Raw genomic sequence first — 15,504 nt, 5'->3', positions numbered from 1 at the left:
ACAGAGCTAAGCGATAGCGGCTGCCATCGCCTCTCGCGGAGCGGGCTTGCCCGTGAACTGCTCTACCTGCCCGAAGGCCTGATTGAGCAACATCTCGAGGCCACCGATCACCGTGCCACCAGCCGCCTCGACAACCGAAGCGAGTGGCGTCGGCCAGGGGTTGTAGATCGCGTCGAGGACAAATCGTGCCCTCCCCAGTTGCTGGGCGAAAGGCGCGGCCGCTTCTGCGGGAACGGTGCTGACCAAGACCGAGGATTCGGCACAGATCCCACCGAGTCGTGCGTCGTCGAAGGTGACCAGATCAATTTCCAACCCGACCGCGCCGCCGCATTCGACGGCCCCGGACGCACGTCCCGGATCACGCGCGACCACGGTGACTGCCCGAACTCCCATGTCGGCCAACGCGACCAATGCCGGCCGCGCGGTGCCGCCCGCGCCGACGACTACCGCCGAAGTGCCGCTGAGATCGCCGACGCCGCCGGCGATCAACGCACCGCTGACTCCGTCGACGTCCGTGCAGTCGGCACGCCAACCGCCCTCGATGCGAACCAAGGTGTTGGCCGAGCCGATGGTCACCGCTCGCGGTGTGCGTTCGGTGGCATAGTCGAGTGCTGCGATCTTGCCCGGCATCGTCACGGAGAGGCCGACCCATTCGGGGCCGAGTGAGTCAACGAGGGCAGGCAACTGCTCGCCGGTGCATTCGATCCGCTCGTAGGTCCAATCGCTCAGACCCAAAGCCTCGTACGCAGCAAGGTGCAGCAACGGCGACTTCGAGTGAGCGATCGGGCTTCCGAGAACTGCCGCCTTACGCGGCGTCGCGAGCGAAGTCGCGGTACTACCGTCCACTGTCGAGAATCCCACTTTGCTGTGCCAGTTCGATGTTGGCCAGATGCTCCTCGTAACTCTTGGTGAAGAGCGTCTGGCCTTCCTTGTTGATCGTGACGAAGTACAACCAGTCACCGGCCGCCGGAGATTCCACGGCCTTCAGCGCGTCGATGCTCGGTGAAGCAATAGGCGTCGCAGGCAGACCGGGCATTGCGTACGTGTTCCAGGGGGTGACGCGCTCACGGTCGGCATCGGTCGTGGCGACCTCGGTGGTGTCGAGTGAGTAGTTGACCGTGGAGTCGAACTGCAACGGCTGATCGACTGCGAGTCGGTTGACGATCACCCGCGCGACCTTGGCCATGTCACCGGGCAATGCCTCACGTTCGACCAGCGACGCTGCCACCAACAACTGGTACGGCGACATTCCGACTCCGCTGCCGGCTGTCAGAATCCCGGTGGCCTCGTACTTGGCGGCGCTACCCTCGACCAACGACCGCAGGATCTCGGTAGGCGTCGCAGTGGGATCGAAATCCCAACTGCTGGCGGCGATCAAACCTTCGAGCTGGCGATCCTTGTCCGGAACACTCTTGACCGACGACATCGCCCAGTCCGGCACGCCGAGCGAAGCCAGATCGGAAGATGCTCCCGCAGTGTTCAATTCGTCTGTCGAGACACATTTCTGAGCAGAAACCGGGCCGACACAACTCGCCTCGGAAATCAGGTTGTATATGCCCTTCTTGAGCGAGCCGGTCTGCGCGTCCGAACTGTCGTGCAGCTGACGCCCTTCGGCGATGACAACACTGCCGACTCGGGAGTCCGGGGCAACCAAACTGTCGAGTGCGCTCGCGGCACTACTCTGCACCGGCACCTGGTAGAAGCCGGGTTGTACCTTCTGGATCTCCGACGGATTGGCGATCGCAGCGTTGTAGAAAGCAGCAGAACTCGCGACGACGTTCTTCGCCTCCAGCGTCGCACCGATCTCCGATGCGGTTTCTCCACTGTTGATCTGGATGACCACGGGTGCGCCGCCCGGGCCGGCGAAGTCCTCCGCGGCCTTGTTGCGATCCATGTACCAGAGGGCGCCGTAGGCACCGACACCGAGAACCGCGATCACCAACACCAGGAGCGCGAGAACACCAACCTTCTTACCTCGCTTGGCGCGCTTGTTGCGCGCTTCGCGTTGCTTGCGTGCCTCCGCTCGCGACATATGCGGCGGATCGATGTTCTGCGGCAACGCACGCATGACCATGGTCTCGTCGTTGTCGAAGTCGAACGAACTGGTGGGCCGGCTTCCGCCGCCCTCATCCCACCGCGCGTTCACAGATCGCCCTCCAGTGCAGCGTCCTTCGACGACTCCCCTGGTTTCACAGCTCTACTCCGCTCGTCCAGCCAGCCTTGCAGGATTTCCACCGCCGCAGCCTGATCGATCATCGGCCGCTGGCCGCGAGCCTTGACTCCACTTTCGCGGAGGTTGCGCGCAGCCGTGACGGTCGTCAGTCGTTCGTCGGACAATCTCACCGGGATCGGTTCGACGGCCCGCTGCAGTCGTTTGGCGAATGCAGTCGCGATACCGGCGGCTTTACCTTGCTCACCGCGCAGCGTCTGTGGCAGTCCGACGATAACCTCAACGGCCTCGTATTCGGACACGATGGCGATAATGCGCCGGATATCCGGCGCGTCGGGCCCACGCTCCTTCGAGCGTGGAACCGTTTCCACCGGTGTCGCGAGGATGCCGTCGGGGTCGCTGGACGCGACGCCGATGCGAACACTGCCGACGTCGATGGCGATGCGCCGCCCGCGACCAGGGTCGTCGATGCCGGGGCGATCGGGACCCTGCTGCGTAGCCACCACCGTCAGCTGCCGCCCGCCAGCTCTCCGACTCTGTCCCGGATCGCATCGAGCGCCGCCGGGATTCCGGCAGAGTCCGAACCCGAACCCTGGGCCATGTCGGGCTTTCCGCCGCCGCGGCCACCGATCTTGGGACCGAAGGACGCGACAAGCTCGCCGGCCTTCACACCGAGACCCTGGGCCGCCTTGCTGGATGCGACCACGAACGGGACCTTGCCGTCGACGTCACCGAGGAGAGCTACAACGGCAGGTTCGGAGCCGAGTCGGCCCTTGATGTCCGTGACGAGGCTGCGCAGATCGTTGCCGCCGACTCCCGCGGGAGCAGGCTCGGCAATGACCAGGACGCTACCGATGCGGTTGGCCTTGGCGACGTACTCGCCTGCCGACGCCAGCACAGCCTTGGCCTTGGTCTGCTCGAGTTCCTTCTCGGCCACCTTGAGTCGCTCGACGAGCGCCTCGACGCGGGCGGGTACCTCTTCCGAAGGAACCTTCAGTGAGGAGGAGAGTCCGGCGAGGAGAGCGCGTTCCTTGGCGAGGTAGCGGTAGGAGTCCAAACCGACGTACGCCTCGACGCGTCGGATTCCGGAGCCGACCGACTGCTCACCGAGCAGCGTGACCTGACCGATCTGGGCGGAGCTTCCGACGTGAGTACCGCCGCACAGTTCCATCGAGAACGGACCGCCGATTTCGACGACACGAACCTCGTCGCCGTAGTTCTCACCGAAGAGTGCCATCGCACCCATCGCCTTGGCCTTGTCGAGATCCGTGACAAATGTGTTGACCGCGTAGTTGGACGCCACGGCTTCGTTGGTGAGTGCCTCGATGTCCTGCTTCTGGGAGTCGGACAGCGCACCCTGCCAGGAGAAGTCGAAGCGGAGGTAACCCGGCTTGTTGAGCGAACCCGCCTGAACGGCGTTGGGGCCGAGCACCTGACGCAGCGCCGCGTGCACCATGTGGGTACCGGAGTGCCCCTGGGTTGCACCCTTGCGCCACTCGGCGTCGACGTGCGCGAGCACGACGTCGCCCTCGGTGATCTCGCCCTTCTGCACCGTCACCTTGTGCGTCCAGACCTTCTTGGCGATCTTCTGCACGTCGTTGACCTTGGCTTCGAGACCCGGCGCGGTGAGCGAACCGATGTCGGCGATCTGTCCACCGGACTCTGCGTAGAGCGGGCTGCGGTCGAGGATGACCTCGACGTCCTGACCTGCCTTCGCGACCGGCACGCGGACACCGTCGACGATCAGTGCGAGGACGTGAGCCTCGGAGACGAGCTCGTCGAAACCGGTGAACTCGGTGGCACCTCGATCGAGCAGTTCCTTGTAGACCGTGAGGTCCGCATGCGCGTGCTTGCGCGCTTGAGCGTCGTCCTTGGCGCGCTTGCGCTGCTCGGCCATGAGCGTGCGGAAGCCGTCTTCGTCGACGGTGAGACCGGCCTCGGATGCCATTTCGAGCGTCAGGTCGATCGGGAAGCCGTAGGTGTCGTGCAGTGCAAACGCCTGATCGCCGGCGATGACCGACTTTCCGGACGACTTGACCGTCTCGGCAGCATTCTCGAACAGGGCCGAACCGGACGCCAGCGTCTTGAGGAACGCGGTCTCCTCACCGACGGCAACGTTCTCGATGCGCGTGAAGTCGGTTTCCAGAACCGGGTACGACGGCGCCATCGTGTCGCGGACGACGATCATGAACTCGCGCATGGTGGGCTGCTCGCTGCCGAGCAGTTTGGCCGAGCGCACGATGCGACGCAGCAACCGGCGCAGGACGTATCCGCGGCCGTAGTTGCCGGGGTTCACACCGTCGGCGATCAACATCGCGGCGGTGCGTGCGTGGTCGGCGATGACGCGGAAACGGACGTCAGAAGTGTGATCGGTCCCGTACACGCTGCCGGTCAGTTCGGCGGCCTTGTCGATGACGGGGCGGAGAAGGTCTGTCTCGTAGACGTTTTCGACGCCCTGCAGGAGGAACGCAACGCGCTCGACGCCCATGCCGGTGTCGATGTTCTTCTTCGGCAGCGGTCCGAGGATCGGGTAGTCGCCCTTGTTGGTGCCCTCTCCGCGCTCGTTCTGCATGAACACGAGGTTCCAGATCTCGATGTAGCGATCCTCGTCGGCTTCCGGGCCACCCTCGACGCCGTACTCGGCGCCGCGGTCGTAGAAGATCTCGGAGCAGGGGCCGCACGGTCCGGGAATGCCCATGGACCAGTAGTTGTCCTTCATGCCGCGGCGCTGGATGCGCTCTTCGGGCACACCGACCTCGTCGCGCCAGATCGAGAACGCTTCGTCGTCGTCGAGATAGACGGTTGCCCACAAGCGCGTGGGATCGATGCCGTATCCGCCGTCCTCGACCGAACCTGTCAGCAACTGCCAGGCGTGGGAGATGGCTTCCTTCTTGAAGTAGTCACCGAAGGAGAAGTTGCCCGCCATCTGGAAGAAGGTGTTGTGGCGGGTGGTAATGCCGACCTCTTCGATGTCCAGGGTGCGGACACACTTCTGCACAGACGTCGCGCGCGAATAGGACGGCGTCTGCTGCCCGAGGAAGAACGGCACGAACGGAACCATGCCCGCGTTGACGAACAGAAGGTTCGGGTCGTCGAGAATCAGCGAGGCGCTGGGCACCTCGGTGTGGCCGGCCTTGACGAAGTGGTCGAGGAATCGCCTGCGGATCTCGTGGGTTTGCACTAACCGGTCCTTACCTTCAAGAGCGTCGAGCTATGGGTGTCCAGACTAACGCGTCGACCGGTGGAACCTGGCAGGCGTCAGCCACGAACGATTCGGCGGAGTTTGCTCACCCGATCGGCGATCTCTCGCTCGTTGCCGTGTGCGGTGGGCTGGTAATAGTCGACACCCACCAGATCGTCCGGTGGATACTGTTGCCGCAGAACACCATCACGTGTGTCGTGCGGGTACTTGTATCCGACTGCGTTGCCCAATTGCTCGGCACCCTTGTAGTGCCCGTCACGCAGATGCGGCGGTACCAGTCCGGATTTTCCGGCGGCCACGTCGGCCATGGCTGCACCGAGAGCGGCGATCACCGCACCCGATTTGGGAGCCGTCGCCAGATGAATGGTGGCCTGTGCCAGCGCCAGACGAGCCTCCGGCATACCGATCAGCTGCACTGCCTGGGCAGCGGCGGTGGCAGTCTGCAGCGCCATCGGGTCCGCCATGCCGATGTCCTCGCTGGCATGAACCACCAGACGCCTCGCGATGAAACGAGGGTCTTCGCCCGCGGTCAGCATCCGAGCGAGGTAGTGCAGGGCGGCATCGACGTCGGAGCCGCGAATGCTTTTGATGAAGGCGCTGATGACGTCGTAGTGCTGATCCCCGGCACGGTCGTACCGAACCGCGGCCTTGTCGACACTGGCCTCGACGGTCGCGAGGTCGAGCACCACCGGGCCCGGAGCGTCACCGGCCGTGTCCAGTGCAGCTCCGGCAGCGGCCTCGAGTGCCGTCAGGGCTCGGCGTGCGTCACCGGCTGCCAGACGAACGAGGTGTTCCATCGCGTCGTCGTCGATCGCGATCGCTCCCCCGAACCCGCGCTCGTCGGCGACCGCACGCTCGAGCAGTTCCTGGACATCCGCAGCGGTGAGCGATTGCAGTTGCAGGACCAACGAGCGCGACAACAGCGCGGAGACGACCGAGAAGGACGGGTTCTCGGTGGTCGCGCCGACCAGGAGCACGATCCGGTTCTCGACCGCGGCGAGCAAGGCGTCCTGCTGGGTTTTGGAGAAACGATGGACCTCGTCGATGAACAAGACGGTCTGTTCGCCGTTCAGCAGACGACGGCGGGCAAGTTCGATGACACCGCGGACTTCCTTGACGCCGGCGGACAGGGCAGACAAAGCCTCGAACCGGCGGCCGGTAGCGCCCGAGATCAACGAGGCGAGCGTGGTCTTGCCGGTGCCGGGAGGTCCGTACAGGAGAACCGATGCGGCGCCGGACCCCTCGACCATTCTGCGCAGCGGAGCACCAGGGCCGAGCAGGTGCTGTTGACCGACAACTTCACCGAGAGTGAGGGGGCGCATGCGGACAGCCAGAGGAGCACCAGGCGGCACCGAGGACAATGCGCGCTCGGCGACAGACACGACATCGGGTTCGTCGACGATCGCGGATTCCTCCGGAGTTGCCTCGAACAGGCCGTCTTCCGCCACCACGCCGTCTTTCGCCCCCACACTGTCTTCCGCTTGCCAATCGCTCACGAATCGACGCTACTAGAGACCACCGACGCTTGACACAACCCGCGGTTCCGCCAGCCCTCACGTCCTCGGCAAAGGCGCTGTAATAGCGTTGTCGCCATGAGCACCTCCGAGATCGCCACCGTCCTCGCGTGGCACGATGCACTCAACTCCCAAGACATCGACACACTTCTGCAGTTGTCGAGTGACGACATCGAGGTAGGCGGCCCCAAGGGCGCGAGCCAGGGACTCGCTGCCCTGCGCGAGTGGGCCACCAACGCCGGCATCACGCTCGTCCCCGGGAAGATGTACGTCCACCATGGCGTGGTCGTCGTCGAACAGACCGCAACGTGGGCGACCGAACCGGACAAGTCCGCGACCCTGGCCTCGGCTTTCCGAGTCGTGGCCGACCAGGTGACGTCGACGTTCCGGCATCCTGATCTGGCGACGGCGCTCGCGGCGACGGACCTGTCCGAGAACGATCTGGTCTCCGACAACTGAGCGGACTCGACCGAAAAAGGGCGCTCGTGCTGCATGCACGGGCGCCCTTCTGCGTGTGATCAGTCAGAGACTCAACTGAACTCGGTGCGCAGCGCCGCCACGACGTCGCGGGCGTGTGCCTCGACGGCGTCGTTGCCGGCGAGCTTCGCCGAACGCGCGAGCCTTGCCCAGCGTCCCACCAGTGCGTCGGCGCGTGGAATCGAGAGATAGTGCTCGCGGACAGCGGCTATACGTGAATGATCCTCGGGCAGGTACAGATAGGTGCTGAGCCAGACCCAGATGAGTTGGGCCTCGACGATCCTGCGCCCCAATTCGGCCTCGTCGGCCAGGGCCGGCCACATCCCGACGACCTCGGCCCGCCAGGCATCGACCATCGCCGACGCCCGCTCTTCGGTCAGGTCGATGTTGCACAGGCAACCGGGGAACGACACCAACGCGTAGGTGATGTCGAGGAGGGCGTCGCGGTAGCCACCCCACTCGTAGTCGAGGAACTGCACGCCGTCGTCGTTGACGATGATGTTGTCTGGGCACAGGTCCGACGGACTGAAGGCGCGGAATCGACCGCCACTGAACAGTGTCTGCGCGTGCCGAACCTGCTCGAGAATGTCCGAACTCACATCGATGCCGAGACTTTCCACCAACATCGCGGGAACACCGGCCACTGCTCGTCCCACCTGATCCGCCACTTCATCGGAGCAATGGGCGACCTCGGCTCGACGCAGCAGTGCGGTGAAGTCGTCCTCACGGCCGACGGTCGCGGCGTGCATGCGCCCCATGGCCTGCGCCATGGCCATCAGCGTGTGAGTGACGGTGTCCGGGTCGGAGTCTTCGAGTCGGACGCTGATGGCGGTGGCGTCGCCGAGATCACTCAGGATCAAGAGGCGAGCATCGAGGTCGGACGCCAACAGTTCGGCGCCGGGGCGTGCGTCCTTGGCAAGCGCGTTGGCGAACTGATACGACACCGCTTCACGAAGGAAAGCGGTCTCGACGTCGAAGTCACCTTCGGACGCGGCGGGGAGCGCAATCGCGGTTTTGGTAGCTCCCTGGAAGTTGTCGCGGACCTGCTTGATCACCAGCGTTCGAGGCAGGGAGAACGGGTTCTCGGCGACACGTACGCGCAGCACGACGGTGCGGCCACTCCCCCCGAGATCGACTGGATCCACCAGGGTTACGGGTGCCCCTGTGCGGCGTGTCAGCAACTGCTCAGCAGCTGCGACGACTTCGGAAACGGGGTCTGCCAGTAATGCGGTCATCACCGACCAACTTACCCGTTAGTGACTCCGATCATGCCCAGCTCATCCACTCACAGCGGAGAATTCAAGCCCTCACAGCGACAGAAATTGCCGTCTACCTGCGACGATGACAAAAGTCCCTAATCGCCACACCGGCACACAGTTCTCGCGAGAATTCTGCTGTCGGTGAGCAGAACTCCGAACCGGCGATGTCATGGAGTTTTGTCCTCGTCGACAAATCGAGAAATGCCTTTCAACGCTGCTTCGAATTCCTCGTCGGCCCGGGTCCTGACCCAGAGAACGAGCACGCAGGCAGTGACGATCCCGACCAGGTTGACAGCCAGTTGCAGCGACGACAACCCGGCGATCCGCCATTCTCCGTTTGCTGCCGCAACCACCGCGAAACCGGCGGCAGGAACCGTGGTGACGGAGATGAACACTCCGACCAAGGCAGCGGACTTCGACGAGACGAGTGCCAGCATTCCAGCCGCACCGGCAAGAAGCGCGACGACAAACGAGATGGGCCCGACCTTGTAGACGAAATCGACCTCGTGGAGCGATTCGAGACTCACGACGTCCATCCACCCGAAGAACTTCACCACGAACGTTGCGGCGAGAGTCACGCCCATCGCGATGGGGAATCCGACGGCGAGCGCGAGAATCGAACGTCGACGCAACCGTCGATCCCGCCGTACGAGTGCCACAGCCAGCGCGGCCAGCGGCCCGAACTCCGGGCCGACGACCATGGCGCCCACGATCGTGATCTGAGAGTCGGTGACAACGCCGATTGCCGCGAGCAGACATGCGATCGTCAGGAACGCGACGAACAATCCGTTGAGAGTTGATTCTTCCCGAGTGCGGGACAGCAATTCCTCCCACACGACGGAATCCGCGGGATCACCCGGCACGTCGCGCTCGGCTTTGCGCGCCGCCGCCGACAACACCGTCTCGACTGGTACGAGCGTCATTCCGCCGTCCTCGGCGACGCCGAGAGCGGTCAGAGCATCGACGACGTCGTTGGCCGCCTCACGGGCGACGTCGGCCTCCACCATGTCGCCGGCGGGATGAACCGCGACATCACGTAATACGACGATGTGTGTCGCGCCCCGCTGCGACGCGAGCGCACCGAGAACTTGCTCGGTGCGCTCGGTCGGGCAGATCACCCGCAAATGCAGCATGGCGATCCGGTGTCGGCTCTACTTGGCTTCGACGGTGTCGCCTTCGGACTTCTTGTCCTCTGACTTCTTCTCGGGCTTCGCGTCAATACCCGATTCCTTGCGCTGCTGCGCAGAAATCGGTGCCGGAGCATCCGTCAGCGGGTCGACGCCGCCACCGGACTTCGGGAACGCGATGACCTCACGGATGGAATCCATGCCGGCGAGGAGTGCGGTGATGCGGTCCCAGCCGAAAGCAATTCCGCCGTGCGGAGGCGCGCCGAAGGCGAAGGCGTCGAGAAGGAAGCCGAACTGCTCCTGCGCCTCTTCCTCGGAGATACCCATCACCTTGAACACTCGTTCCTGAATGTCCTTGCGGTGGATACGAATACTGCCGCCGCCGATCTCGTTGCCGTTGCAGACGATGTCGTAGGCGTAGGCGAGAGCGGAATCCGGATCGGTGTCGAACGTGTCGAAGAACTCCGGCTTCGGCGACGTGAACGCATGGTGCACGGCGGTCCAGGCGGAGTGGCCGAGAGCAACGTCACCGGATGCAGTGGCGTCGGCGGTCGGCTCGAACATCGGAGCGTCGACGATCCACACGAAGGCCCACGCGTCGGGATCGATGAGATCCTTCTTGCGGGCGATCTCACCACGGGCAGCGCCGAGGAGAGCGCGCGTCGACTTGGTCGCGCCCGCTCCGAAGAAGATGCAGTCGCCCGGCTGGGCTCCGACGTGAGCGGCCAGGCCCTCACGCTCGGCGTCGGTCAGGTTCTTGGCAACGGGACCACCGAGAGTGCCGTCTTCGCCGACCAACACGTACGCCAGGCCCTTGGAGCCGCGCTGCTTCGCCCACTCCTGCCAGGCATCGAGCTGCTTGCGCGGCTGGCTTGCACCACCGGGCATCACGACGGCGCCAACGTATTCGGCTTGGAAGACGCGGAAGGTCGTGTCCTTGAAGAACTCCGCGCACTCGACGAGTTCGATACCGAAACGCAGGTCCGGCTTGTCGCTGCCGTAACGACGCATTGCCTCGTTGTAGGTCATGCGATCGATCGGCGTCTTGATCTCGTGGCCGACGAGCTTCCAGAGCGCCGTCAGGATTTCCTCGGCAAGCAGGATGATGTCGTCCTGGTTGACGAAAGCCATCTCGATGTCGAGCTGAGTGAACTCGGGCTGACGATCGGCGCGGAAATCCTCGTCGCGGTAGCAACGCGCGATCTGGTAGTAGCGCTCGATGCCGCCGACCATGAGTAGCTGCTTGAACAGCTGCGGGCTCTGCGGCAGTGCGTAGAAGCTACCGGGCTGCAGGCGTGACGGTACGAGAAAGTCACGGGCACCCTCTGGCGTCGAACGCGTGAGCGTCGGAGTCTCGACCTCGACGAACTCGTGGTGCGCGAGAACGCCGCGCGCTGCAGCACTTACCTTGGAACGCAAGCGAATTGCGGATCCGGGCCCTTCACGACGCAAGTCGAGGTATCGGTACTTGAGGCGAGCTTCTTCGCCGACCTGATCGTCGAGCTGGAACGGCAGCGGTGCGCTTTCGTTGAGAACCTCGAGTTCGGTGGCGTTGACCTCGATTGCTCCGGTGGGGATCTCGAAGTTCTGGTTGCCCTCGGGGCGAACCTCGACCGTTCCGGTTACGCGAACGCAGTATTCCGCGCGCAGACGGTGCGCCTGCTCGGCCACGTCACCTGCCCGGAAAACTACCTGCGCAACTCCGGATGCATCACGGAGATCGATGAAGATCACTCCGCCGTGATCACGACGCCTGGCTACCCAACCGGTGAGCGTTACGGTCTGCTCTGCCTGCTCGGGTCGCAATGAACCGGCGAGATGTGTGCGCAGCACGGGATTCCTTTCGAACTACTTCCAATAACCGACGACCGACTACTTTGCCTGCGATCCTACGGAGCGAACTGCGCAGAGCGGAAACGCGGACCCGCATCGCATGCGAAGCTATCTCCAGAAGTGACGGCAAGCACTTGTTCACGACAGCAGAAAGCGGACATAGATGACCTTCAACGAGGGGGCCCGCGGCGAAGCGGGACGCGTTCAGGTTCAAGGCGGCGGGGGCGGCGGTGGCCGCGGCGGCAAGATCGCGATCGGCGGTGGCGCGGGCGGCATCATCGTTCTGATCCTGGCGCTGTTGTTCGGCGGTGACCCCGGCTCACTACTGGGCACGTCCACCGAAACTTCGAGTTCGTCGACCGGACTGTCGTCGGTCGACGAGTGCACCGGCGCTCAGGCAAACGCCGATGTGAACTGCCGCGTCACACTGACCGTCGGAAGCCTCGACGACGTTTGGGAACAGCAGTTGGTCAAGCAGACCGGCACGGCGTACGTGCGACCTGAAGTCATTCTGTTCAGCGGTTCGGTCAACACCGGTTGCGGCCAGGCGTCGAGTGATGTCGGTCCGTTCTACTGCCCGGCGGACCAAACGGCGTACTTCGATACGAGCTTTTTCCAATTGCTCGTCGACCGTTTCGGTTCCAGTGCCGGACCGCTCGCACAGGAGTACGTGGTCGCTCACGAGTTCGGACATCACATCCAGAATCAACTCGGCGACATCGGCCGCGCGCAGGCCGACCCGCAGGGTGAGCAGTCGGGTGCGGTTCGCACCGAACTCCAGGCCGATTGCTACGCCGGCGTCTGGGCGCATTTTGCCGACACGATTCCCGATCAGGCGACCGGTCAACCGTTCCTGAAGCCCTTGTCAAAAGACGACATTCGCGACGCGTTGTCCGCCGCCTCGTCGGTGGGCGACGACCGTATCCAGAAGTCCACGACCGGTCGGGTCAACCCTGAAGGCTGGACACACGGTTCGTCGGCACAGCGTCAGGCGTGGTTCATGACCGGATACCAGACGGGCCAGATCTCGTCGTGTGACACGTACTCGGCGCGGGATCTGAACAATCCGCCCGATCTGAAGCGGTAGAGAACCTCCGAAATACCATCCCGCCGACAATTTTTTCTGTCTTGACAGATTTGGTTGTCGGTGGGATGGTTTTCTCATGTTGGAAGTTGCAGTCATCGATCGTCCCGCAGCTGCCGAGGCCTCGCTCGATCCGATCCGCCAACGGATTCTGGCTGAACTGGCAGTCCCGGCATCAGCATCCTCGCTGGCACCCCGAGTGGGCTTGACGCGCCAGAAGATCAATTACCACTTGCGCACTCTCGAGGAACACGGACTCGTCGAACTCGTCGAGGAGCGCAAGCGGGGAAACATGACGGAGCGGATCATGCAGGCCAGCGCCGCGTCGTACGTCATCTCCCCCGCTGCAATGTCCGCGCTCGCGCCGGACCCGAGCCGGTTCCCGGATCAGCTCTCGGCGCGCTGGCTCGTCACTCTCGCGGCGCGGATCGTCCGAGAGGTCGGCGAACTGATCGCCGGCGCAACTGCGGCCGGAAAACCGTTGGCGTCCTTTGCCATCGACAGCGACATCACCTTTGCCACGGCGGCCGACCGCGCCGCCTTCGCCGGCGAACTCGGCGAGTCGGTCAACTCACTCGTGGCCAAATACCACGACGGCAATTCCGAAGCCGGGCGCAAACACCGCTTGGTTGTCGCCCTGCATCCCGGTCTCACCACACCCCACGTCACCACACCCGAAACGGAGCAGTAGCGATGTCCGAGAAATTCGAAATCCGCCGCGAGGTGGTCGTCCCCGGAACTCCCGAGCAGATCTGGGCCGCAATCTCGGCAGAGACGGCCGGCTGGATGTTCCCGTCCCCGCTCGAAATCCCTGCGGACGGCAGTAGTCCGGACAGCCCGATCATCGCGACGTGGGAGCCGCCCCGCGAGCTAGCCATCCACATGCAAGGCCCCGACGGCTGGTTCAACAACCTCGAGTACGTCGTCGAGGCCCGCGACGAGAGCACCGCCGTTGTCCGCTACGTCCACGCCGGAGTGTTTGCCGAGGACTGGGACAACCAGTACGACGGCGCGAGTAAGCACACGGACTTCTACCTGCACAGTCTCGGCCAATACGTGCGGTACTTCGCCGGCAAACCCGTCACCTATGTCTCGGCCGAAGGCCCGGAATCCTCGTCCTCGCCGCAAGCGATGGGAACGCTTCGCAGCGCCCTCGGAATCACCTCGGGCACCGCTGTCGGTGACGCCACGTCGGTGGAAGGCCCCGGAATCGGAACCGTCGACGCGATTGTCGACTACATCAACGACTGGTTCATCGGCTTGCGTACCGAGGACGCATTGCTGCGGTTCTACGGACGAAACGCCTTCGGCGGCACCGTCGACGCGGCCCATCACCTCTTCGCAGAGGGCGCTGACGGTGGATCAGCAACGACAGCGTGGCAGGCCTGGCTCGACGGCGTGTTCGCCTGAGTCGTCACACTCCCCGCTCTGCTGACACGCGACCGTCGTCGATCGCGGTCAGCAAAGCGGCATGATCGCGTGCGTTGCGTTTGGCGTAGGCAGCCGCGAACTCCCCGATCGCGAAATCGAATTCGGTTCCGTCACCGAGATATTCGGCGATCGCAATCCGATCGGACGAGCGAGCATGCGCATAGGCCAGGACCCTCGCGCATAGTCGCCCGTAGAGTTCCATCCCTTCAGGTTTCATGGTTTCGATGACCGCTGATCCCTTGCCGTCCCGAAGTTGGCGGATGTAGAAGTCGTGCTCATCCTCGTCGAGTCCCGGTCCGCGCTCCCACCCCAGGAAGATGTCACTGGTGGCCTGCATCAGGCGCTGCCCGTTCACTACTCGTTCGCCCTCGTTGGAGAAGGTGGGGCCATCGACGTACGCCGAGAGAACGGACGGCTGCGCCTCCTTGACCTGCAGGATCAACGGATCGTCGTCGTCGACGCCTTTCATCAGGATCATCCACGCGCGCGTTCCGACGCTCCCGACACCGACAACTTTCCGCGCGATGTGCGCCATCTCGAAGCTTTCGAGCAACACCCGACGGTCCCACTGCAACGTGCTTCGATAGGAACGAACGCGCTGACGTAGCAACTCCTCGATCTGAGTGAGGTCGGTGCCCGCGAACAATTCCTCTGCCGGCACGATCAGCGGCGGGTCACTGATGAACCGCCTTCTCCCGTCGACGATTTCGGTGAATTTGCCGGCTGCCTGAGCGCTGTCTCGGCGACGAGCCTTGTCCAACGTCGCCTGGGTCCGCTCGAGCATTCGCTTCTTCAAATCGACGCGAAGTTCTTCCAGTCCGTCTTCGGGTGCGATGTGCGCGTACCAAACTGCGAGGTTCCCCAATCCTGCCTGAGCGATCAGGGTTTCGCGATACTCGGCCGCACACCCGCGAACGATCTTCTTACGCTCTTTGCCGGAGTATCCGTTGTCCTTCGCTGCGATCGCCAAACTGGCGGCCAGCCGTTTCACGTCCCATTCGAACGGCCCCGGGTACGTTTCGTCGAAGTCGTTGATGTCGAACGCGAGCTTTCGCTCGGGCGTCGCATAGATACCGAAGTTGCTCAGGTGTGCGTCGCCGCAGAGTTGGCTGTTCAGGCCGGAATCAGGGCTTCGGGACAAGTCGTCCGTCATCACCAGGGCAGCACCACGGAAGAACGAGAACCGGGACGCCGACATGCGCCCGTATCGGATGGGCACCAGGTCCTGTACCCGCGACTTCGCCTGCAGTTCCAGCAGTGATATCGGATCGCGGTCACTCTCTGTCAGATCCGCGAGCGCGGCCAATGGCGTATCTCTACGCGCCTGGCGGCCGCGCGCCCGCCTCTCGTCGACAGTGGGATGCTCGGTACGCACTGCTGTCATCTGCCCGACCTTTCACTCGCAAC

13 protein-coding genes are annotated in these 15,504 nt (G+C 63.8%); 4 read left to right on the top strand and 9 right to left on the bottom strand.

The window, feature by feature from the left end:
• Positions 1-6: 6 nt before the first annotated feature.
• The 5 genes from FEZ59_RS15055 to FEZ59_RS15035 all read right to left on the bottom strand — a co-directional run bounded on the left by FEZ59_RS15055 (position 7) and on the right by FEZ59_RS15035 (position 6,754).
• Positions 7-846 carry a shikimate dehydrogenase gene (locus FEZ59_RS15055; RefSeq protein WP_019748363.1) on the bottom strand — a complete coding sequence of 280 codons (840 nt, stop codon included), beginning with the start codon at positions 844-846 and terminating at the stop codon, positions 7-9.
• Complete coding sequence (gene mltG, locus FEZ59_RS15050) at positions 836-2,146, bottom strand: endolytic transglycosylase MltG (RefSeq protein WP_019748362.1); 1,311 nt, start codon at positions 2,144-2,146, stop codon at positions 836-838. The genes FEZ59_RS15055 and mltG overlap by 11 nt, the downstream gene beginning before the upstream one ends.
• On the bottom strand, positions 2,143-2,676 hold the full coding sequence (gene ruvX, locus FEZ59_RS15045; RefSeq protein ID WP_003944838.1) for a Holliday junction resolvase RuvX: 534 nt from the start codon (positions 2,674-2,676) through the stop codon (positions 2,143-2,145). The genes mltG and ruvX overlap by 4 nt, the downstream gene beginning before the upstream one ends.
• A 2-nt stretch (positions 2,677-2,678) precedes the next feature.
• Positions 2,679-5,351, bottom strand: a complete 2,673-nt coding sequence (gene alaS / locus FEZ59_RS15040) for an alanine--tRNA ligase (protein WP_172932843.1) — start codon at positions 5,349-5,351, stop codon at positions 2,679-2,681.
• Between the two features lie 77 nt (positions 5,352-5,428).
• The gene (locus FEZ59_RS15035; RefSeq protein WP_317558648.1) at positions 5,429-6,754 is read right to left on the bottom strand and encodes a replication-associated recombination protein A; all 1,326 of its coding nucleotides are present in this window, start codon (positions 6,752-6,754) and stop codon (positions 5,429-5,431) included.
• 210 nt (positions 6,755-6,964) lie between these two features.
• Here FEZ59_RS15035 and FEZ59_RS15030 point away from each other — a divergent pair, with 210 nt between their 5' ends.
• Complete coding sequence (locus tag FEZ59_RS15030) at positions 6,965-7,345, top strand: nuclear transport factor 2 family protein (protein WP_134999231.1); 381 nt, start codon at positions 6,965-6,967, stop codon at positions 7,343-7,345.
• 71 nt (positions 7,346-7,416) lie between these two features.
• On the opposite strand, the gene FEZ59_RS15025 is transcribed toward FEZ59_RS15030, so the two are convergent.
• From FEZ59_RS15025 to aspS, 3 genes are all read right to left on the bottom strand, one after another.
• On the bottom strand, positions 7,417-8,598 hold the full coding sequence (locus tag FEZ59_RS15025; RefSeq protein WP_021344212.1) for a Kae1-associated kinase: 1,182 nt from the start codon (positions 8,596-8,598) through the stop codon (positions 7,417-7,419).
• Positions 8,599-8,789: 191 nt separating this feature from the next.
• Positions 8,790-9,755, bottom strand: coding sequence for a DUF389 domain-containing protein (locus FEZ59_RS15020; RefSeq protein WP_019748357.1), 966 nt, complete (start codon positions 9,753-9,755; stop codon positions 8,790-8,792).
• An 18-nt stretch (positions 9,756-9,773) separates the two neighbouring features.
• A complete protein-coding gene (gene aspS, locus FEZ59_RS15015) occupies positions 9,774-11,582 on the bottom strand; it encodes an aspartate--tRNA ligase (RefSeq protein WP_019748356.1) in 1,809 nt (602 codons plus the stop codon).
• 163 nt (positions 11,583-11,745) lie between these two features.
• Between aspS and FEZ59_RS15010 the strand changes: the two genes are divergently transcribed.
• The 3 genes from FEZ59_RS15010 to FEZ59_RS15000 all read left to right on the top strand — a co-directional run bounded on the left by FEZ59_RS15010 (position 11,746) and on the right by FEZ59_RS15000 (position 14,076).
• Positions 11,746-12,669, top strand: a complete 924-nt coding sequence (locus tag FEZ59_RS15010) for a neutral zinc metallopeptidase (RefSeq protein WP_003945028.1) — start codon at positions 11,746-11,748, stop codon at positions 12,667-12,669.
• Between the two features lie 76 nt (positions 12,670-12,745).
• Positions 12,746-13,357, top strand: coding sequence for a helix-turn-helix domain-containing protein (locus FEZ59_RS15005; protein ID WP_134999230.1), 612 nt, complete (start codon positions 12,746-12,748; stop codon positions 13,355-13,357).
• Between the two features lie 2 nt (positions 13,358-13,359).
• Positions 13,360-14,076: an SRPBCC domain-containing protein gene (locus FEZ59_RS15000; protein WP_134999229.1), complete on the top strand. Its 717-nt coding sequence runs from the start codon at positions 13,360-13,362 to the stop codon at positions 14,074-14,076.
• 4 nt (positions 14,077-14,080) lie between these two features.
• On the opposite strand, the gene FEZ59_RS14995 is transcribed toward FEZ59_RS15000, so the two are convergent.
• The gene (locus FEZ59_RS14995; RefSeq protein WP_080910429.1) at positions 14,081-15,481 is read right to left on the bottom strand and encodes a DUF2252 domain-containing protein; all 1,401 of its coding nucleotides are present in this window, start codon (positions 15,479-15,481) and stop codon (positions 14,081-14,083) included.
• Between the last annotated feature and the right edge of the window lie 23 nt (positions 15,482-15,504).

This window comes from Rhodococcus sp. MS13 (genome assembly GCF_013277835.1).
GTDB lineage: Bacteria > Actinomycetota > Actinomycetes > Mycobacteriales > Mycobacteriaceae > Rhodococcus_F > Rhodococcus_F erythropolis.
This window is presented reverse-complemented; position numbering and strand designations above follow the sequence as displayed.